General features: G+C 69.3%; 17 protein-coding genes and 3 pseudogenes. 14 read left to right on the top strand and 6 right to left on the bottom strand.

Annotated features, from left to right (window positions below):
* Positions 1–428: 428 nt before the first annotated feature.
* Both IE325_RS24440 and IE325_RS47085 read left to right on the top strand, forming a co-directional pair.
* Entirely contained in the window at positions 429–683 is a 255-nt protein-coding gene (locus IE325_RS24440) for a hypothetical protein (protein ID WP_190072169.1), read from the top strand.
* Positions 632–1150: a CocE/NonD family hydrolase gene (locus IE325_RS47085; protein ID WP_350895519.1), complete on the top strand. Its 519-nt coding sequence runs from the start codon at positions 632–634 to the stop codon at positions 1148–1150. Before IE325_RS24440 ends, IE325_RS47085 begins: the two co-directional genes overlap by 52 nt.
* Positions 1151–1252: 102 nt before the next feature.
* Here the strand turns inward: IE325_RS47085 and IE325_RS47235 are convergent.
* A pseudogene (locus IE325_RS47235) lies at positions 1253–1668 on the bottom strand (IS982 family transposase); the annotation flags it as partial.
* A gap of 769 nt (positions 1669–2437) precedes the next feature.
* Here IE325_RS47235 and IE325_RS24425 point away from each other — a divergent pair.
* The 3 genes and pseudogenes from IE325_RS24425 to IE325_RS24415 all read left to right on the top strand — a co-directional run.
* Positions 2438–3985 carry an MFS transporter gene (locus IE325_RS24425; RefSeq protein ID WP_190072167.1) on the top strand — a complete coding sequence of 516 codons (1548 nt, stop codon included), beginning with the start codon at positions 2438–2440 and terminating at the stop codon, positions 3983–3985.
* Between the two features lie 53 nt (positions 3986–4038).
* Positions 4039–4536, top strand: a complete 498-nt coding sequence (locus IE325_RS24420) for an FBP domain-containing protein (protein ID WP_190072166.1) — start codon at positions 4039–4041, stop codon at positions 4534–4536.
* 96 nt (positions 4537–4632) lie between these two features.
* Positions 4633–5071: pseudogene (locus tag IE325_RS24415) on the top strand (transposase family protein); the annotation flags it as partial.
* Between the two features lie 159 nt (positions 5072–5230).
* Here the strand turns inward: IE325_RS24415 and IE325_RS24410 are convergent.
* On the bottom strand, positions 5231–6427 hold the full coding sequence (locus tag IE325_RS24410) for a sensor histidine kinase (protein WP_190072164.1): 1197 nt from the start codon (positions 6425–6427) through the stop codon (positions 5231–5233).
* Positions 6424–7080, bottom strand: coding sequence for a response regulator transcription factor (locus IE325_RS24405; protein ID WP_190072163.1), 657 nt, complete (start codon positions 7078–7080; stop codon positions 6424–6426). Before IE325_RS24405 ends, IE325_RS24410 begins: the two co-directional genes overlap by 4 nt.
* A 130-nt stretch (positions 7081–7210) precedes the next feature.
* Between IE325_RS24405 and IE325_RS24400 the strand changes: the two genes are divergently transcribed.
* From IE325_RS24400 to IE325_RS47080, 6 genes and pseudogenes are all read left to right on the top strand, one after another.
* The gene (locus tag IE325_RS24400; protein WP_190072162.1) at positions 7211–7723 is read left to right on the top strand and encodes a hypothetical protein; all 513 of its coding nucleotides are present in this window, start codon (positions 7211–7213) and stop codon (positions 7721–7723) included.
* 14 nt (positions 7724–7737) lie between these two features.
* Positions 7738–8955, top strand: a complete 1218-nt coding sequence (locus IE325_RS24395; RefSeq protein WP_190072161.1) for an efflux RND transporter periplasmic adaptor subunit — start codon at positions 7738–7740, stop codon at positions 8953–8955.
* Positions 8952–9665: an ABC transporter ATP-binding protein gene (locus IE325_RS24390; protein WP_190072160.1), complete on the top strand. Its 714-nt coding sequence runs from the start codon at positions 8952–8954 to the stop codon at positions 9663–9665. The genes IE325_RS24395 and IE325_RS24390 overlap by 4 nt, the downstream gene beginning before the upstream one ends.
* A gap of 11 nt (positions 9666–9676) precedes the next feature.
* On the top strand, positions 9677–10849 hold the full coding sequence (locus IE325_RS24385) for an ABC transporter permease (RefSeq protein ID WP_190072159.1): 1173 nt from the start codon (positions 9677–9679) through the stop codon (positions 10847–10849).
* 259 nt (positions 10850–11108) lie between these two features.
* Complete coding sequence (locus IE325_RS24380; protein ID WP_190072158.1) at positions 11109–11255, top strand: hypothetical protein; 147 nt, start codon at positions 11109–11111, stop codon at positions 11253–11255.
* Positions 11256–11280: 25 nt separating this feature from the next.
* A pseudogene (locus IE325_RS47080) lies at positions 11281–11585 on the top strand (NADP-dependent oxidoreductase); the annotation flags it as partial.
* Here the strand turns inward: IE325_RS47080 and IE325_RS24375 are convergent.
* From IE325_RS24375 to IE325_RS24365, 3 genes are all read right to left on the bottom strand, one after another.
* On the bottom strand, positions 11524–13188 hold the full coding sequence (locus IE325_RS24375) for an MDR family MFS transporter (protein ID WP_190072327.1): 1665 nt from the start codon (positions 13186–13188) through the stop codon (positions 11524–11526). The pseudogene IE325_RS47080 and the gene IE325_RS24375 sit on opposite strands and share 62 nt — an antisense overlap.
* Before the next feature lie 282 nt (positions 13189–13470).
* On the bottom strand, positions 13471–14094 hold the full coding sequence (locus IE325_RS24370; RefSeq protein ID WP_190072157.1) for a TetR/AcrR family transcriptional regulator: 624 nt from the start codon (positions 14092–14094) through the stop codon (positions 13471–13473).
* Positions 14095–14338: 244 nt separating this feature from the next.
* A complete protein-coding gene (locus tag IE325_RS24365; protein WP_190072326.1) occupies positions 14339–15016 on the bottom strand; it encodes a DUF3159 domain-containing protein in 678 nt (225 codons plus the stop codon).
* A gap of 744 nt (positions 15017–15760) precedes the next feature.
* On the opposite strand from IE325_RS24365, the gene IE325_RS24360 reads away from it, so the two are divergent.
* From IE325_RS24360 to IE325_RS24350, 3 genes are all read left to right on the top strand, one after another.
* Positions 15761–17266 carry an amidase gene (locus IE325_RS24360; RefSeq protein WP_229911979.1) on the top strand — a complete coding sequence of 502 codons (1506 nt, stop codon included), beginning with the start codon at positions 15761–15763 and terminating at the stop codon, positions 17264–17266.
* 23 nt (positions 17267–17289) lie between these two features.
* Positions 17290–17727, top strand: a complete 438-nt coding sequence (locus IE325_RS24355; RefSeq protein WP_190072156.1) for an HIT family protein — start codon at positions 17290–17292, stop codon at positions 17725–17727.
* Between the two features lie 151 nt (positions 17728–17878).
* Complete coding sequence (locus IE325_RS24350) at positions 17879–18640, top strand: MerR family transcriptional regulator (RefSeq protein ID WP_190072155.1); 762 nt, start codon at positions 17879–17881, stop codon at positions 18638–18640.
* Positions 18641–18708: the final 68 nt, after the last annotated feature.

Raw genomic sequence — 18708 nt, 5'->3', positions numbered from 1 at the left:
ACTGGAGACCGCCCTGCAGTTCGCAGGCGGCGGCGACGCCCTGCACCATGGACTTCACGTTTGGACAGACCCGCGCATCGAGCAGTCCTTGCTCACGGTGTTCAGCCGAGCGAGCGACCGGCTGGGGTGCCCCAGCCCCATCCGTTCAGGTGACGGCAGATCACCTACCAACCCCTACCGCCTTCTTGTGGCCCGTGGACTCTCTCGAGTGCGGTCGAGGTCTGCTGCCACGGCCTCAGCGTAGACACTCTGCTGTGACTCAGGTCACTCCATAGAGGATGGTCGTTGAAGTCACTAAATGCCAAACTGGCGCTCAGTGCCATTCCGCGCGGTGTGTCGATCAAGGCACGCTGCAAGCCGCAGAGGCACCGCGCACCGGATCTCGGGTGCTTTACCTAGGGACCGTGCAGCCAACAGAAGGAGAGTTCATGAAGTCGTGGCGTTCCCGCATCACCGTCGGCCTCGCCGTCGGCGCCGCAGCGATAGCAGTCCCGCTGACCGCCACCAGCGCAGTCGCCGTCCCCCCACCCGGCAGCGGCTGGCACGTGGCTGGCGGTATGACGTATGACTCGAAGGGGCAGTGCGAGGCTGAGGAGCTGCCGAACGCCCAGCACAACGGGTATGACGAGGTGTGGTGCGACGGTCCGGGTGGTCGCGCCGAGTACACCGTCTGGGTGCGCTGACCGCTTCGCATGGCGCAGAAGGGGCGGCCACCCTGGCGCGCTGCGCAGGGTGGCCGCTCCCCGTTGTCTCACCAACAGTCCGGTCCGTCTGCTGCCGTTCGGGCCGCAGGCTCTGGGCGGGGCCCGTTCGCCCGCCGGCCAGCACGGTCGCAACCGCGTCGGGCGCGGAGTCCCCGACATCCTGCTTCCGGCAGAGCTGCCCAACGGCAAGAAAGCGTCGGTCACTTCCAGAACCTCATGAGGGGCACCGACCTGTTCGACAAGGGCAGGGCTACGCCTTCGTAATGGTCTATACGCGCGGGTTCGGCCGTTCCACCGGCTGTCCCGACTTCGGCGAACCCGGCGAGCAGGCCGATGTGAAGGCCGCGATCAACTGGAGCGCGAAGCAGTCGTGGTCCCACAGGCGCAGTGGACATGAACGGCAAGCCGTTCGACGCGTACAAACATCCTCGTACCTCCAGCAGTAGCCGGATGGCGACAAGCGCTGCCGGGCCAGGCCGACCAGGAGAAGCGGCACACGGGGTGCCCGGCGCTCAACTCGTGGAACTGGACGAACAAGTCCGATGTGTTCAGTGATCGAATGCGACCAGCGACCGCGTGCTCGGGGCGCCGGTCTTGTGGTTGCGGCGGCCATGGCGCGGATGCGCTGGGCGACACGGACGGCGACGCCTTCGAAGGTCCGTCCGCCGTGCTGCTCCAGGTCCAACTGCCCCTTGAGGGTGGCGTTCACGGACTCGATCAGCTGCCGCACCGACTTGAGCAGGCCCTCGCCCCTGCGCTTCTTCTCCCGCTTGAACGAGGGCAGCAGCAGTCCGGCCCCACGCATGACCAGGTCATTCTCGAACTCCTTGGAAGCGAAGCCCTTGTCCGCGATGATCAGCAGTCCGGGCCAGTCGGCGACCAGGTCTTCATCGACGTCGAGCATGGCCTGGAGCACTTCGCGTTCGTTGAGTTTCGGGTTCCCCAGCGCCCACAGGATCGCTCCCGAGCCCACGCAAGCTGACGTCGAAGTCGTCGACGTCCTGGGGTCGTGCTGGACATCAAGCCCCGCAGCGGCCAGGCCGCATACGTGTCGGGCTGGACCAGAAGCTGTCAGACATCGTCAACGGCTTCCCGCCCGTACTCCCGGCTCGGGGTTAGCACCACCTCTTCCCAGGGACTTCCGCCCCCAAGCAATCACCCATGCTGGGCGGTCGGTAATTCCGGTCGCGCGGTGGCATCGATGGGATAACCTGTTCGGGATTTCGCGCGGCAGGTTCTCTGCCGCCCCGTTCGGCGCGCTCGGCGTCGACACGCACCGCGTGCCCTGCCCGGAAGGAGGCGAGAGACATGGACCGTGCTGAATGCGTTGCGGCCATAGTTGCCTCCGGCCGTGTGCCCTCCCTCCTCTGCGGCGCGCGGTAACTCTTCCCCCTTCTTGTTTCTTGTCTTCGGCATCTTCCTGAGATGCCGCGTCACGAGATGTCCTGGCCTGTGCGGTTCGTCGCCGCGCGGGCCGCGGGGGCGCGCGCCCGAAGACGGGCCCTTCTTCTGCTGGTCACCGTGATCTCGGCACTCTCGCCTCACGACCAGCAAGAGCGCCGGCGTAAGTGACACGCGGCTGGTGAGGCAGGCCCCGGGTGCTGTCCGCGGTTCCCGCTGCCCCACCGCCATGCCGTGTCCCCGTGCTGCGTACACCGGCCCGTCGTCACCACTGCGACCGTCCCTGGCCGGCTGTCTCGACAGCACTTCGACACGAAACGTGCGTGATCGCCATGAGCAAGAAACGTCCCGGAGGGGAATCCCTCCCGTCCGCCCCTTCCACGGCCGCCGACCGTTCCCCGGACCGCGAGGTTCCCGCCGCGACTCCGGCACTGGCACCTGATCCGAAGCGCTGGTGGGCGCTGGTCGTCATCTCCCTCGCCCAGCTGATGGTGATCCTTGACGGCACCATCGTGAACATCGCGCTGCCCTCCGCCCAGCATGCTCTCGGCATGTCGGACGCCGACCGGCAGTGGGTGATCACCGCCTACACGCTGGCCTTCGGAGGGCTGCTGCTGCTCGGCGGCCGGATCGCCGATCTGGTGGGCCGCAAGCGCACCTTCGTCATCGGCCTGGCCGGGTTCGCCGCAGCCTCCGCTCTGGGCGGCGCGGCGACCGGTCCCGGGATGCTGTTCGCGGCGCGGGCCCTGCAAGGAGCGTTCGCGGCGGTCCTGGCGCCCTCGGCCCTGTCACTGCTGACGACGACGTTCACCGACCCCAAGGAGCGGGCCAGGGCGTTCGGGGTCTACGGTGCGCTGGCCGGCGGCGGCAGCGCGGTCGGGCTGATCGTGGGCGGTCTGCTGACCGAGTACCTGAACTGGCGCTGGTCCCTGTATGTCAACGTGCCCATCGCGCTGGCAGCGCTGCTCGGCGCACCGGCCTTCCTGCGCGACCGCTCCGGCCGCCGGGGCGGACGCCTGGACGTGCCCGGCGCGCTGCTGGGCTGCGGCGGGCTCGTCGCCCTCGTGTACGGCTTCAGCGAGGCCGAACCCCGCGGCTGGACCAGCCCGTCGGTGCTCGCGCTACTCGTGGCCGGCGTGATCTTGCTCGCCGCCTTCGTGTGGTGGCAGAGCCGCGCGGCGAGCCCGCTGCTGCCGCTGCGCATCGTCAAGGACCGTGTCCGGGCCGGATCGCTCGCGACGATGGGCTTGGCCACCATCGGCATGTTCGGCGTCTTCCTGTTCCTGACGTACTACCTGCAGGTCGTCCTCGGCTACCCGCCGGTGCGGACAGGCCTGGCCTTCGTGCCGATTTCGGCCGGTATCGTCATCGGCGCGACCCAGATCGCGGCCCGCCTGCTGCCACGCACGGCGCCGCGCACCTTGATGTCGTCCGGCATGGTGCTGGCCGCCGCCGGCATGGTGCTGCTCAGCAGCCTGACCGTGCAAGCGCAATACGTCCCGCACGTGCTGCCCGCCCTGCTGCTGCTCGGTCTGGGCATGGGCCTGACCTTCATGCCGGTCTACGCGACGGCCACCGCCGGCGTGCCCGCGCAGGATGCCGGTGTGGCCTCGGCTGTCCTCAACACCGTTCAGCAGATGGGCGCTTCGCTGGGCACCGTAGTGCTCAACACCATCGCCACCGGCGCCACCAGCCGTTACGTCCACTCGCACTTGCATGATCCGGCCCACGGCGGCACGACCCTCAACGAAGGCATGGTGCACGGCTTCTCCGTCGCCTACTGGTGCTCGGCGGGCGTCCTGCTGCTCGCCGCCCTAGTAGCGGGCCTCACCGTACGGCACAAGACGCCGAAGCACGCCGGAAACGACGCACCCGCCTAGCGAGCCGGGGTCGTGTCCCGCCACCGTCCACTTCACCCCTCGAAGGACCCTGCATGAAACCCCTGACCGAGCACGACATCCGTACCTCGTTCGTCAACTGCTCGAAGGGCGAGGCCAAACGCCTCCCCCTGCCCAAGAACCTGACGGACCTCGACCACTGGGACGACCTGGACTTCCTGGGCTGGTTCGATCTGTCCGCGCCCGATCGCAGGTATCTCGTCGTCGAACGCGCCGATGAACTCGTCGGCCTGTCCCTGCGCTCCGCTTCCGGCAACCGTGGCTTCCTGCGCCGCAGCCTGTGCTCGCTGTGCCTGACCACCCATCCCGGCAGCGGCGTCTCCCTCATGACTTCCCCCAAGGCAGGCCCGGCCGGCCGCGCAGGCAACTCGGTGGGCCTCTACATCTGCGCCGACCTGGACTGCTCGTTGTACGTACGGGGCAGGAAGAAGGCGGCACCGGGCGGGCGCATGGAGGAGTCCCTCACTGTCGAGCAGCAGATCGAGCGCCTGCGCGGCAACCTCGATGCGTTCGTGGAGCGGGTCTTCGGCTGAGGCCGACAGGGGCTCGACGGCCATCGTCGCCGAGCCCCTGTCCACTCCTTGAACCGCCGTCTCCTCGCGGCTCCTCCGGTCTTGCCCGCCGGACGCACGCCGACCGGGATGCCGCTCCTGTGGGCGCTGGCGAACCCGAAACTCGACGAACGCGAAGTGCTCCGGGCCATGCTCGACATCGATGAAGACCTGGTCGCCGACCGGCCCGGACTGCTGATCATCGCGGACAAGGGCTTCGCCTCCAAGGAGTTCGAGCATGACCTGGTCATGCGTGGGGCCGAACTGCTGCGGCCCTCGTTCGAGCGGGAGAAGAAGCGCAGGGGCGAGGGCCTGCTCAAGTCGGTGCGGCAGCTGATCGAGTCCGTGAACGACACCCTCAAGGGGCAGTTGGACCTGGAGCAGCACGGCGGACGGACCTTCGAAGGCGTCGCCGTCCGTGTCGTCCAGCGCATCCTCGCCATGGCCGCCGGCATCTGGCGCAACCACAAGACCGGCCCACCCGAACACGCGGTCGCTGGTCGCATTCGATCGCTGAACACATCGGACTCATTCGTCTAGGGTGTGCCATCTCATGAGGCTGATGGCGTGGTGTCTGGTACCCCGGCGCACCCGACTCCGGCGCAGCGCAAAGCACTTGAGCTCGTCGGGGGTGCGCCCGAGGCACCGGAGGAAGAGCGCTTCGCGCAGGGGCCTCTCACCGTGGGAGGGTGGTGGTGACCATGAGCCCGCCATGTTCCCGGGGGGCCGCGGTCACGTCGCCGTCGTGGGAGCGCGCGATGGCTCGTACGATCGCCAGGCCGAGGCCCGAGCCCCGCTCGGAGTCGATGCGGTCCGCTCCCAGGCCGCGGAAAGGCTGGAACAACGCCTCGATGTCCTGGCGGGCGACCACGGGGCCGGTGTTCTCGACCGTGAGGGTTGCGGCGCCGTGCGGGGTGGTGCGGGTGGTGAGGCGGACCCAGCCCTTGGGTTCGTTGTAGCGGATGGCGTTCTCGAGCAGGTTGTGGATGATGCGCTCCAGCATCACGGCGTTGCCCGAGGTGGCGGCGGGCCTGGTGTCGAGCCGGAGGCCGATACCTGCTTCGGCTGCCTGTGACTGGTGCAACTCGGCGGTGTGACGGGCGAGTTCGGCGAGGTCGACGGGTGTCCGGTTGGCGGCCTCCGTCTCGCCCTTGGCCAGCGCGAGGAGGCCGTTGATCAGTCTTTCGTTGCGTTCGTTGACGGCGAGTAGTGAGGTGCCGAGGTGTTTGGTGTCTTCGGTTGCAGTCTTGCGGCGCAGGGCCACCTCGATGAGGGTCCGGTTGATGGCGAGGGGCGTGCGCAGTTCGTGGGAGGCGTCCGCGATGAAGCGCTGCTGGTCCTGGAAGGACTTCTCCAGGCGTCCCATCATCGAGTCGAAGGTGTCGGCGAGCTGGGTGACCTCGTCGCGGGGGCCGGTGAAGGCCAGCCGCTCACTGAGGTCGCCGCGGGAGGTGATGCGTCGCGCGGTCTGGGAGATGCGGTTGAGGGGACGCAGCACGCGGCCGGCCATCAGGTAGCCGAACAGCGTGGCGACGACGGTGAGCACGCCCAGGGCGAGGGCGCCTTGGCGGAGCAGGGACTGCAGGGTCGCGGCCCGGTAGCGGTCCTGGAGTTCGCGTAGCTCGGGACTGCCGGCCAGTCCGGCGGCGGGCTTTGACGGGAGGTTGTGGGTGGACGCTTCGGGTACCGGGGCGATCCCGCCCTCCTTGGTGATCTGCAGGGCCACGCCGTCGAACCGGTCGGTCAGTCCCGCGTCGAGCAGCAGATAGGTCACGCCGAGCAGGATCACGCCGCAGGCCATGAACAGGGCGCCGTACAGGAGCGTGAGCCGGACGCGGATGGGGAGACGCGGCAGCCGCAGGGTGAGCCTCATGGGATCTGGTACCCCGAGCCCGGGACGGTCTGGATGACCGGCGGCGGCCCGAGTTTCTTGCGCAGTTTCATCACGGTCACGCGGACGACGTTGGTGAACGGATCTATGTGCTCGTCCCAGGCCCGCTCCAGGAGTTCCTCGGCCGAGACGACCGCGCCGTCCGCCCGCAGTAGTTCCAGCAGGACGGCGAATTCCTTGCGCGCGAGGGATACGTAGTGGCCGTCGCGGTAGACCTCGCGGCGGGCCGTCTCCACCCGCAGGCCGGCCCGTTCGTAGGTGGGCGGGCCCGCGGGCTGGGCGCGGCGGGCCAGGGCGTGGACGCGGGCGACGAGCTCCTCGAAGGCGAAGGGTTTGGTGAGGTAGTCGTCGGCTCCGATGGCGAGGCCCTCGATGCGGGAGGGCACATCGGAGGCGGCGGTGACCATGAGGATGCGGGTGCGGCCGCCGGATTCGACGACGGCTCGGCACACCTCGTCGCCGTGTACGACGGGCAGATCGCGGTCCAGGAGGAGCACGTCGTAGTCGTTCACGGAAAGGCGTTCCAGAGCGGAATCCCCGTCGTGCACGACGTCGACGGCGAACGCCTCCTCACGCAGCCCCTCGGCGACGGCGTCGGCCAGCATCCGCTCGTCCTCGGCGATCAGCACTCTCATGATCCCCAGAGTGCCAGAGGCCGGGATAACCAGGACGTAACCGCCCGCGGTTACGGAGGGGATACCGGGCCCCGCCTCTACTGGTCCCCGACGCCGGGAGAGACCCGGCACAGAAGGGACTGCCGAGCGCATGCGTACCACTTCGCGCACCAACTGGGGGCTGCTGGCAGCCGTACCGCTGCTGAGTCTGAGCCTGGCCGCCTGCGGGGGCGGCAACGGCGGGAACGACGACGTCGCGTCGGCCGGCGGCGACAAGAAGGGGGTCGGGCAGCAGCTCACGCCCGCGGAGAAGACCAAGAAGTACAACGCCTGCCTGGCCGAGCGGGGCGTGGCGCCGGGGAGCGGGAAGGCCGGCGAGGACGCGCCCGAGCAGACCGCGTCGCCGGAGGAGGTGCAGGCCGCGCTCGCGGCGTGCAAGGAGTTCGCGCCCACCACGCAGGACATGCAGAAGGCACCGAAACCTGACGCAAAGCAGCTCGAGCAGGCGCGCGAATACGTCAAGTGCCTGCGGGCCAACGGCTATAACGCCCCAGATCCCGACCCGGAGACAGGCGGCCTGCCGCTCGACCAGGACGCGAACATGGACAAGCTGCAGGTGGCCGCCGAAAAGTGCCAGGCCGTCAACCCCGCCGCCCAGCGGTGACGGGCGAGACCGGCATGACGCACACACCCGAATCCACCGACGACGAGACGACCCGGATGCACCAGTTTCCCCCTCGGACAGACCCGGCAAAGGATCCGTCAGGGGCCTCGGCGGGCAGGTCACCAGACGGCCCGCAGTACGCCCCATCGCGTCGCCGCCGTGCCCGCACCACCGCCGCACTGATCGCCCTCGCGGTCGTCCTCGGCGGGGCCGGCGTGGCGGCGTACGGCTTCGGCGGCGGCAACGGCGAGAAGTCCGAAAAGGGCAGCGGTCTGCCTCCGGCGACCGCACTGGTGACCCGCTCCGACCTCGCCCAGCAGGACACCGTCACCGGCAGCCTCGGCTACGGCGACAAGCAGCCCCTGACCAGCGGCGCGTCGGGCACCGTGACCTGGCTGCCGAAGCCCGGTGCCACCATCAAGCAGAGCCAGAACGCGCTCAAGGCCGACGGGCGGCCCATCCCCCTCATCTACGGCGACACACCTCTCTACCGCGAACTGCGCGCCGGCACGAAAGGCCCCGACGTCGCCGAGGTGGAACGGGCCTTGGCCGCCCTCGGCTACACCGGCTTCACCGCCGACGAGGAGTACTCCGTCCTGACCGCGGCGGCCGTCAAGCGCTGGCAGAAGCACCTCGGAGTGCCACGGACGGGCACGGTCAAGCCCGCGGACCTGGTCGTTGCCGACGGTGAGATACGCGTCACCGGCCAGGAGGTGAAGAAGGGCCAGAAACTCCAGCCCGGCTCACCCGTGCTGACATACACCGGCACCAGCCAGCTTGTCGTCATCGACCTCGACGCGAAGAAGCAGAAACTCGTCCGTCGTGGCGACAAGGTCACCGTCGTCCTGCCCGACGGGGCAAACGCGGCCGGGACCATCACGTCCGTCGGCAAGGTCGCCAGCACTGAAGGCGGGGACGGCGCGCCGGGAGAGGGCGACGGCAAGACCGTCATCAAGGTCACGGTCCAGATCGACAAGAAGGACAGGGGCAAGCTCGGCAGCTACGACGGCGCGCCCGTCGATGTGGAGATCACCTCCGCGGAGAAGAAGAACGTGCTGACCGTGCCCATCTCCGCGCTCCTCGCGCTGTCGGAGGGCGGATACGGCGTCCAGGTCGTCAAGGGCTCCGTCAGCAGCACGGTCGCGGTGGAGACCGGCATGTTCGCGAACGGCCGGGTCGAGATCACCGGCGCCGGCCTGAAGGCGGGCGACAAGGTCGGGGTGCCGCGATGAACCACAACGTCGTACGCCTCGACCACATCACCCGCTCGTACGCCGGCGGCGTCACCGCCCTCGACGGCGTCTCGCTCGACATCCGCCGCGGCGAGCTGGTCGCCATCGTCGGCCCCTCCGGGTCGGGCAAGTCGACCCTGCTCAATATGATCGGCAGCCTGGACCGGCCCAGCAGCGGCATCGTCACCGTCGACGGCCACGACATCGCCGGCCTGGGCGACCGGGAGCTGTCCGCGCTGCGCGCGCTCAGCATCGGTTTCATCTTCCAGCATTTCCACCTCACCGCGGGCGTACGGGCCCTCGACAACGTCGCCGAGGGCCTGCTGTACGCGGGCATCCCGCTCGCGGAACGCCGCCGCGCGGCCCGCACCGCCCTGGAGCGGGTCGGCCTGGGCCACCGGGTGTACCACCGGCCGCACGAGCTGTCCGGCGGGGAGAAGCAGCGCGTCGCGATCGCCCGCGCCCTGGTCGGCGGGCCGAGCCTGCTCCTCGCGGACGAGCCGACCGGCGCCCTGGACTCCCACTCCGGCACCACCGTGATGAACCTGCTGCGCGCCCTGAACGCCGACGGCACCACCGTCGTGATCATCACCCACGACCGGGAGATCGCGGCCTCGCTGCCCCGCCAGGTCCACGTTCACGACGGGCGCATCGTGCACGACTCCGCCCAGAACGCCCAGGGCGACGTTCAGGCGGTGTCCGCGTGCTGAAGGTCTCCCGCATGAGCACCCGCGACGTCGTACGCGTCGGCGCCTCCGGGCTGCGCGCCCGCCCGCTGCGGGTCTTCCTCTCCGCGCTCGGCATCGCCATCGGCATCGCGGCGATGATCGGCGTGGTGGGCATCTCCACCTCCAGCCACGCCGAACTGCAGCGCACTCTCGACCGCCTGGGCACCAACCTCCTCACCGCGTCCCCCGGCCGGACCTTCACCGGCGGCGAGGCCAAACTCCCCGAGCGTTCCATCGACATGGCCGGCCGGATCGCCCCGGTCGAGGCCGCAACCGGCACCGGCAAGGTGACGGCGTACGTCTATCGCAACGACCACATCCCGGCCGCCGAGACCGGCAGCATCAACGTCAAGGCCGCCCGCCTCGACCTCCTGGACACCGTCGGCGGCTCTCTCGCCCGCGGCAATTGGCTCAACGCCGCTACCGCCAAGTACCCGGCCGTCGTACTCGGCAGCGGCGCCGCCGACCGCCTGGGTATCGGGGAAGTCGGCCCGGACATCCGGGTCTGGCTCGGCGGTCAGTGGTTCAGCGTGGTCGGCATCCTCGACGAGGCGCTCCTGGCACCCGAGCTGAACGACAGCGCGCTCGTAGGCTGGGACGCCGCCAAGCGGTACCTGGGATTCGACGGACACCCCACGACAATCTACGTCCGCACCGCAGACAGCGCGGTCACGTCCGTACGCGACGTCCTCGCCGCCACCGTCAACCCCGAGGCTCCCACCGAAGTGGCCATCAGCCGCCCCTCGGACGCCCTCGCCGCAAAGGGCGCCACCGACAAAGCCTTTACGGGCCTGATGCTCGGCCTCGGCGGTGTTGCGCTCCTTGTCGGCGGGGTCGGCGTGGCCAACACCATGGTCATCTCCGTCCTGGAACGGCGCGCCGAGATCGGCCTGCGCCGCGCCCTCGGCGCACGGCGAGGCGACATCCGCACCCAATTCCTCGCGGAATCCCAGCTGTTGGCAGGACTGGGCGGGATCGCCGGAGTCGTCATCGGGGTGGGCGTCACCACCGCGTACGCCGTCGCGCAGGGCTGGCCGGCAGTCGTCCCGGCCTGGGCGATGGCGGGCGGCCTGCTCGCCACCCTCGCCATCGGGGCCCTGGCCGGCCTGTACCCCGCCGTGCGGGCGTCCCGGCTGCCCCCGACAGAGGCGCTGTCCGGGGCCTGATCCCAAGCGGGCACGTCCAAGGTCTGGATGCCCGATCGCGTCGTGCCCGTCCCACTCCCGAGCTGGTCGATGATCCTGCTCGATACGACTGGAGGGCGTCTCCGGTTGTGGCTACGAGTCGACGCTGGACACCCCATCGCGCACATCGCGGCAGAAGCCGGGATCTCGCGTCGCTGCCTGGCGAAGTGGTATGCCTGATGGCGGACACACGGCGAGGAGTGGCCTGCTCGGCCACTCCTCCTGACCGTCTGCCAGCCCTATGCGCACCAGCGAGGGCATCGCCGACCTGGTGGAAGCGCTGCGGCGGCATATCAAGTACGGGCCTGCCCGGCTCGCCGCGGAACGTGAGTGGCTGCACGTCGTCACCGTGGCGCCGGCCACCGCATCCTCGTGTGTCGCAGCCTAAACGGGCTGCGCGACCTTGACCTGCGGGGCACACCCTTCTCGTCGAGGGCGTCGCGGGAGGGTGGGGATTGCGGCAGTCGAGATCGCTGTAGCGCAAGGTGCCACTGTGGTAGGGACAGTAAGTGAATGCAACCACTCCCCACCTCTCTCGGCGCCGTTCCCACCACCTACGGCCCCGGCCTCGCACAGCGCCTCACCGCTCTGGCTCCGCACTGCGTCGACCTGACACTCGACACTGAGGCTCCGGCTCGTGGTCGACCTCGTCGCGATCACGGGCGACCCGACGCGCGTCGCGACGGTCGCTGACCAAGCAGGCGGGTGGTGCCTAGGCACCCTCCACTGCCTTTGGTCGACGCCGCGGCGAGGTCGGCACGCGGTGTGTCGGTGGGGGTCGGGAGGGCGCGGCCGCCGGCGGCGAGGGCGCTCTCCTCGGCGAGTCGCTCCGTGCTGGTGGTCGTCTTGAGCGGCTTCTCCTTGATGAACAGGACGGCGATCAGCGCCAGCAGGGCGAACGGGGTGGCCCAGAGGAAGAGTTCTGCGGTGGCGATGCCATAGGCGTTCTCCACGAGCGCGCGCAAGGGGGCGGGCAGGGTCGTCGCGTCGGGGACACCGTGCCCGGCCCCACCTCCCGGCGTGGCACCTGCCGCCGCGCGGCCGGCGGCAAGTTCGGTGGCGACGCGGTGGGCGAGGACCGCCCCCAGGACGCTGGTGCCCACGGTCCCGCCCATGCTGCGCGAGAAGGACAGGACGGCGGTCGCGCTGCCCAGAGTGTCGGCGGGCACGTCGTTCTGCGCGGCGAGGACCAGGTTCTGCGTCAGCATGCCGACGCCGGTCCCCAGGACGGCCATGTAGACGCTCAGCAGAACGAAGGGCGTGTGGGATCCGATGGTGGACAGCAGGGCGAGGCCGGCGGTCATGAGGACGGTGCCTGCCACGAGGTACCGCTTCCACCTGCCGGTCGCACTGATCCGTTGTCCGGCGAACGTGGAGGCGGCGAGCGATCCCAGGATCAGCGGCAGACTCATCAGACCGGCGGTCGTGGGCGACTTGCCCATGGCCACCTGGAAGAACTGCGAGAGGAAGACGGTGCCGCCGAAGAGGCCGACACCGACCAGCAGGGAGGCCAGGCTGGTCAGCGCCACAGTGCGGTTACGGAAGATGCTCAGCGGGATGATCGGCTCGGCGGCCCGGAACTCGACCCGGACGGCCGTCGCCAGCAGCAGCGCGCCGCCACCGACCAAGGCGGCCGTCTGCCAGGAGAACCAGTCGAACGTTCCGCCCGCCATCGAGACCCAGATGAGCAGCGAGCTGACCCCGGCGACGATCAGGAAGGCACCGAGCCAGTCGATCTTCACCTCGCGGCGGACGTGCGGAAGGTGCAGTGTGCGCTGCAGCAGCGCGATGGCAAGGAGTGCGAAGGGCACGCCGATGAAGAAGCACCACCGCCAGCCAAGCCATGAGGTGTCCACCAGGAGGCCGCCGATCAGCGGGCCGGCCACGGTTGCGCCGGAGAAGACGGCACCGAAGACTCCGGAGTACCTGCCCAGCTCCCGCGGGGGGATGACGGCCGCCATCACGACCTGCGTCAGTGCCGTGAGTCCGCCGGCCCCCACGCCCTGCACCACCCTGCTGAAGATCAGCATGCCGACACCCTGGGAGAACCCGGCCACGAGCGAGCCGACCACGAACAGGCCCAGCGATGTCTGGAGGAGCAGCTTTTTGCTGTAGAGGTCGGACAGCTTGCCCCACAACGGAACGGTGGCCGTCATGGCCAGCAGCTCCGCGATGATCACCCAGGTGTACGAGGATTGGCTCGCCCTCAGCTCAGCGGTGATCCGGGGCAGCGCGTTGGCCACCACGGTTCCGGCGAGGATGGCGACGAACAAACCGGCCACCAGCCCGGAAACCGCCTGAAGCACCTGCCGGGGCGGCATCGTCACCGCTTCCGGCTTCGTCGTAGGGGAGTAGTCGGTAGTCACGGATTCTTCCAATCAAGGACAGCAGGTGGCGTACGCCCTGGGTATCGAGCGCCACCTGACAGGAATGCTTCGAGGGATCGGGAACGGGCGGCATCCGATCCGGTGCCGGTGGATCGACCTGCCACCCGGTCTGTGTCACACACGGCGAACAGCGCGGGCAGCCCGCTCAGGTGCATGCCGAACGGGACACTCAATGCCGGTGTTTGTGCGACCTGACGGGGTCGTCGCGTACGGATCTCAGGTCGTAGCCGCGTCCCCCACGGCGCCTCCCGTGGCACTGCGGATCGCCTGGGCCAGGAGCTGGTGCGCATGTGCGAACCGGCGCACGTCGGCACCGCCGAGCAGGGCATCGCCGATCTCCTCGTTGACGACCCGTAGGGCGCCCGAGGCGGCCGCCGCGTGCACCTGCACCCTGATGTCGTCGGCCGGCAGGCCAAGTCGGTCGGCGATGCTCCCGGCCAGCTCGCGCTCTACCTGGTCACAGGCCATGAGCCAGACCGTGCGGAGCGCGGGCTCCCTGCTGCTGAGCGCGATCATCTTCATCGCGAGCGTGTCGTCGGCGTGCTCCGCCCTGTCGGCGTCGCGGCCATGCCTGCTCATCTCATCGGCGAGATGGTCATCAAAGGAGAGTTCGGGTTTCCAGCGGCGCAGGGCGGCCATCTCCCACGCGACGCCATGCAAGATGATCGGTTCGGCGCAGCTCTCCTTGCTCAGGAAGTGCCGCCAGATGGTACGCGTCGACAGGCCCACTGCTTCGCCGATCTGGTCGCCACTGGTCGCGGCAACGCCCTGCTCCCAGAAGAGACGCGACGCCTCCCGAGAGATCTCCAACCGGATCCGGCAGCGCCGCTGCTCGCTCATCCCAGGTCCGACGCGATTGCTCACCTGCATGGGGTCACCTCGTCATTCAGCCGTGGGACAAGGACGTCGTTCAGCTGGGGCTTGCCGGCGAAGGGCCAGGAACAGCCCGGCGGCGGTGCGGAGGTCCGCAAACCCCATAAGAGACGACCCCCAAATCGGCCGTGGTCGCTCCGCGGTGCGGACGCGTGTGCCGGACGGGCTGTGGGGCCCGCCCGGCACGGACGGGGAGCGGGGAGGGCGTCGGTCAGCTGTGCTTGGCGGGCAGCAGCCCTACGGCCTTCAGTCGCTTGTCGGAAGCCCGGGCGGCCCAGGCGACGGCCAGGAAGCCGACGGCGAGGAGCGGGTAGCCCATGGCGATCTTGGCGAAGCCCAGCGAGCCGACCTCGTCGGCCTGGTAGAGGTACTGCTGGACTGCGAACCGAGCGCCGAAGATGGCGGCCAGCACCAGGGTGGCGATGTCGTAGTAGATCCGTGAGCGCTTGTCCGCCCGCCAGACGGTGCCCTTGCCGGTCGTCGAGTTCCAGATCAAGCCGGCCAGGGGCCAGCGCAGCACCACGGAGAGGATGAAGGCGACGGCGCCGGCCAGGCTCAGCCAGATGCCGATGAGGAAGAAGTCCTTGGCGGATCCCGTGTACCAGGAGATGCCGGCGGCGATGGCCACGCCGAACACGCCGCCGAGCGCGGGCTGGAGCGACTCCTTGCGCATCAGCCGCTCTACCGCGATGCCCAAGGCGACGAGCAGAGCGGCGAGGATGCCCACCTTGAGTCCACCGGCGTTGTTGGCGACGACGAACACCAGGGCGGGCAGCGCCGAGTAGATGACCCCCTTCGTGCCGCCCGCCTGTTCGAGCGCCGACTTCTTCTTCCGTTGATCTGCCGCCTGCATGTCGGTCGCCGCCTCCTGGGGACTGGTGGTCTGCATGGTGATCAGCTCTTCCGGGGTCGTCTTGGGGGCGAAATCGTTCGTCACTAAGTGACATCCTGGCATCAAGTGACGAATGAAGCCACCTCGCGCTATGTGACCTGAGTCACGCCTCGGCGAAACCTCCGCTCAGCGAGTCGCCCGTCATCACGTGGCGATCAGGGTCCGTACGACGGTGCGGCGATTGCTGTCGACCTGTCCCGCGCCGGCCGTCTCGCTCAGTTCGCCGCCGGCTTTCCGTAGAGGTCGCGGCCGTCGAGGTGGCGCGGGTGCGGGTCGTCGGACGCCGGTGTCCGAGCAACTGCGCGAGTACGTCGCAGACGACGTGAGGGCCAGACGCCAGGTCGGGGCCGGGAAGGCCAGACCGCGCGAAATGGCGCACGTCAGCCGCAGCCCACTGACGACGTCAACTTGCATAGCAAGGAGGCGGACGGGCCTACGCCGGCCCGGCAGCCGGACACCCCTTCTGCCTCCGGTCAGCCCGACCGTCACCGCGTGACCGCCTCCGGCGCTGCGCCCAGAACTCGGCGTGTGGGGTGATCCCGCTATCCATGAGCTTGAGTGTGCCGTCGCGGCACAGTGTTGACTCACGCCATGGCTGATCAACATCGCTACACAGCGTCTGACGCGGTCGTGACCGGCCGACCGGGACCTGCGCGAGGCCGTAGCCGGGACGCCGATGACCGGGGCGTTGATGGACATGCCTCGGACCGGGCCCCTTATCGCTCTGATGGGAGCACTCGTATGGGTATCACTTGGGATGAGTACCGGGAGCACGATGCCGTCGGGCTGGCCGAGCTGGTGAAGTCCGGGGCGGTGAGCCCGGTTGAACTGCTCGAGGCGGCGATTGCCCGTGCCGACGTCGTTGAGCCGACGATCAACGCGATCCGCCACCGACTCGACGACGATGCCCGTGCCCGCGCTCGCAGCCCGCTGTCCGGGCCATTCGCCGGCGTCCCGTTCCTGATCAAAGACTTGGGTCAGCACCTCGCCGGGCTTCCGACCGGCAGTGGGAATCGACCGCTGGCACGCTTCCCGCGCCCGGAGACGTCCACGGTGGTACAGCGTTGGCTCGACGCCGGTCTGGTCGTGTTCGGCCGGACCACGACCCCCGAATTCGGCGCCCGCGCGATAACCGAGCCGGTCGCGGGGGGCCCGACCCGCAACCCGTGGGATCCGTCGCGGACGCCCGGTGGCAGCTCCGGCGGGTCCGCGGCGGCCGTCGCGGCCGGAGTCGTGCCGGTCGCGGGCGGGAACGACGGCGGGGGCTCCATCCGGATTCCGGCTGCGGCCTGCGGGCTGTTCGGGCTCAAGCCGGGGCGGGGCGTCGTCCCGTCCGGGCCGGAGGTCGACGAGGTCTTCCATGGTGCCGCGGTGCAGGGTGTGCTGTCGCGCACGGTCCGTGACTCCGCCGCGATGCTCGACGTCCTGGCCGGCTCCGCACCGGAGGGCCCGTACCGGGTGGCTCCGGCGGAGCGTCCGTACGCCGACGCCGTCGTCGACGACCCACGCCCGCTGCGGATCGGGCTCACCACGGTGTCCCCGCTTGGCGGACCGGTTGATCCGCAGGCCGCCGCCGCGGCTCGGGACGCGGGGGAGTTGCTCACCGGGCTCGGACACGTCGTGGAGGAGTCCGCCCCGGACATCGACGGGCAGCGCCTGGCCACCGACTTCCTCACGGCCTGGTTCGCGATGGTCGCCGCCGAGGTCACGGCCGCACGGGAGTTCACCGGCTGCGCCGAGGGCGACTTCGAGATCGAGACCCGGATGATGGCTGCGATCGGCCGGAGCCTTTCGGCGCCCGAGTACCTGGCCACGCAGTCCCGCTGGCACCAGCACACCCGGGCGTTGGCCGCGTTCCACGAGCGCTACGACATGCTGCTCACCCCGACCATGGCCCGGCCGGCGTGGCCGATCGGCGAGTTCGATCTCGCCTTGCCGGTTCGGCTCGCCGCACGGGGGCTGCTGGCTGCCCGGATCGGCGGTGTGCTGGGGCGGATGAACCTTGTCGAGAAACTGGCTGTCGCGAACCTTGAGCCCGCGCCCTTCACCCAGCTGGCGAACGTGACCGGGCGCCCGGCGTCGTCGGTGCCGCTCTACCGGACGTCCAGTGGGCTGCCGCTCGGTATCCAGTTCGTCGGGCGCCCGGGTTCGGAGCCCGAGCTGCTGGCACTGGCCGCGCAGTTGGAGCGGGCGCAGCCGTGGGCGCATCTCTGGCCGTCGTTGCCCGATTCGCCGTCCGCGACCTGACGTCTCTGAGGACAATTTCACGTATGACTACTGTGTTCTCGCGCATTATCGCTGGCGAGCTGCCCGGACGCTTCGTCTGGCAGGATCCGGAAATCGTCGCTTTTCTGTCCATCGCTCCGTTGCGGCCCGGTCACACTCTTGTTGTGCCGCGGCGTGAGGTCGACCGGTGGACGGACGCTGACGGGACCCTTCTGACGCGTTGCTTCGAGGTAGCCCAGGCCGTGGGGCAAGGGGTGCAGCGGGCTTGGAACGCTCCGCGTGCCGGCCTCGTCATCGCAGGCTTTGAGGTACCGCATTTGCATATACATGTCGCGCCGGTCTGGGACATGTCCGACTTTGATTTCAGCAAGGCCAAGCAGGAGGAGAATCAGTCAGCTTTGGCTGAAGCAGCAGCAAAGCTCCGTGCCGCCCTGCTGGAGCTCGGGTTTGAACACGCACGGGACTTTGACCCCGGAGTGTGAACCGGAACTCGCGCGATCGCGCACTGCCCAGCTGCCGCGAGCCGGAAGCCGAACAGCACCAACCCGGTCCCGATCGCGATGCCGATCGTGAGAGCCAGAGCCAGAGCCCGGACTTGACTGTGCCGTAGCGGCACCGTGTTGGCTGAGAACCATGAGCTGGAGTACCCGGGAGATCGCCGAGCTTGCCGGCACCAGCCTGCGGGCGGTACGGCACTACCACGAGGTCGGGCTGCTGGCGGAGCCCGAGCGCCGCGCCAACGGCTACAAGCAGTACGGCGTGCCGCACCTGGTCCGCCTGCTGCGGGTCAAGCGTCTGGTCGATCTCGGGTTCTCGCTGAACCAGATCGCGGAGACGGTGGACGAGGGTGAGCACCCCGGGCAGGCACTGCGCACGCTCGACGCGGAGCTGGCCGCGACCATCGAACGGCTGCAGCGGGCCCGGCTCGAGCTCGCGACACTGATCGAGCAGCGCGCCCCGGCCGACCTGCCTGCGGAACTCACGCCCGGCGAAGCAACGGTCCTGTCCGAGACCGACCGCTCGCTCCTGCTGGTCATGACCCGGTTGATGAACGGGGAGCAGCTGCAAGCCTATGGTGCACTGGTGCGCAATCTGCCTGCTCACCCGATCAACCGGGAGTTCGACGAACTGCCCGCCGATGCAGGCGAGCCCATCCGTCAAGACCTCGTGGAGCGGATGGTGCCCTACCTGCGCCGGCTGCGGCAGGACCACCCGGACCTGCCCGACCTGTACACGGACGGCCCGAGGGGGGAGAAATTCGTTCGAGAGACCATGGAGACGGTCCTGCGTGAGCTGTACAACCCGGCGCAGCTCGACGTTTTGCACCGGACCCACGTGATCGTGGACGAGCCCACCCAGCTTCGACCGGGGCGGAACGCTACCGAACGTCGTTGACCGCGCTGGTCTCCGGCTCCATGCCGTCGCCGTCGACGGCCGCACCCGTGAGCGACACACAGGAGTGA

Origin of the sequence: Streptomyces lanatus (genome assembly GCF_014655715.1) — a bacterium.
Lineage (GTDB): Bacteria > Actinomycetota > Actinomycetes > Streptomycetales > Streptomycetaceae > Streptomyces > Streptomyces lanatus.
The sequence above is the reverse complement of the archived record's forward strand: the minus strand, read 5'-3'. Positions and strand labels throughout refer to the sequence as shown.

Bases quoted from the DNA above. Each gene is read 5' to 3' on its own strand.
- IE325_RS24440 (WP_190072169.1), top strand. From the start codon at position 429: ATGAAGTCGTGGCGTTCCCGCATCACCGTCGGCCTCGCCGTCGGCGCC.
- IE325_RS24425 (WP_190072167.1), top strand. From the start codon at position 2,438: ATGAGCAAGAAACGTCCCGGAGGGGAATCCCTCCCGTCCGCCCCTTCC.
- IE325_RS24420 (WP_190072166.1), top strand. From the start codon at position 4,039: ATGAAACCCCTGACCGAGCACGACATCCGTACCTCGTTCGTCAACTGC.
- IE325_RS24410 (WP_190072164.1), bottom strand. From the start codon at position 6,427: ATGAGGCTCACCCTGCGGCTGCCGCGTCTCCCCATCCGCGTCCGGCTC.
- IE325_RS24405 (WP_190072163.1), bottom strand. From the start codon at position 7,080: ATGAGAGTGCTGATCGCCGAGGACGAGCGGATGCTGGCCGACGCCGTC.
- IE325_RS24400 (WP_190072162.1), top strand. From the start codon at position 7,211: ATGCGTACCACTTCGCGCACCAACTGGGGGCTGCTGGCAGCCGTACCG.
- IE325_RS24395 (WP_190072161.1), top strand. From the start codon at position 7,738: ATGACGCACACACCCGAATCCACCGACGACGAGACGACCCGGATGCAC.
- IE325_RS24390 (WP_190072160.1), top strand. From the start codon at position 8,952: ATGAACCACAACGTCGTACGCCTCGACCACATCACCCGCTCGTACGCC.
- IE325_RS24385 (WP_190072159.1), top strand. From the start codon at position 9,677: ATGAGCACCCGCGACGTCGTACGCGTCGGCGCCTCCGGGCTGCGCGCC.
- IE325_RS24380 (WP_190072158.1), top strand. From the start codon at position 11,109: ATGCGCACCAGCGAGGGCATCGCCGACCTGGTGGAAGCGCTGCGGCGG.
- IE325_RS24375 (WP_190072327.1), bottom strand. From the start codon at position 13,188: ATGCCGCCCCGGCAGGTGCTTCAGGCGGTTTCCGGGCTGGTGGCCGGT.
- IE325_RS24370 (WP_190072157.1), bottom strand. From the start codon at position 14,094: ATGAGCGAGCAGCGGCGCTGCCGGATCCGGTTGGAGATCTCTCGGGAG.
- IE325_RS24365 (WP_190072326.1), bottom strand. From the start codon at position 15,016: ATGCAGACCACCAGTCCCCAGGAGGCGGCGACCGACATGCAGGCGGCA.
- IE325_RS24360 (WP_229911979.1), top strand. From the start codon at position 15,761: ATGGGTATCACTTGGGATGAGTACCGGGAGCACGATGCCGTCGGGCTG.
- IE325_RS24355 (WP_190072156.1), top strand. From the start codon at position 17,290: ATGACTACTGTGTTCTCGCGCATTATCGCTGGCGAGCTGCCCGGACGC.
- IE325_RS24350 (WP_190072155.1), top strand. From the start codon at position 17,879: ATGAGCTGGAGTACCCGGGAGATCGCCGAGCTTGCCGGCACCAGCCTG.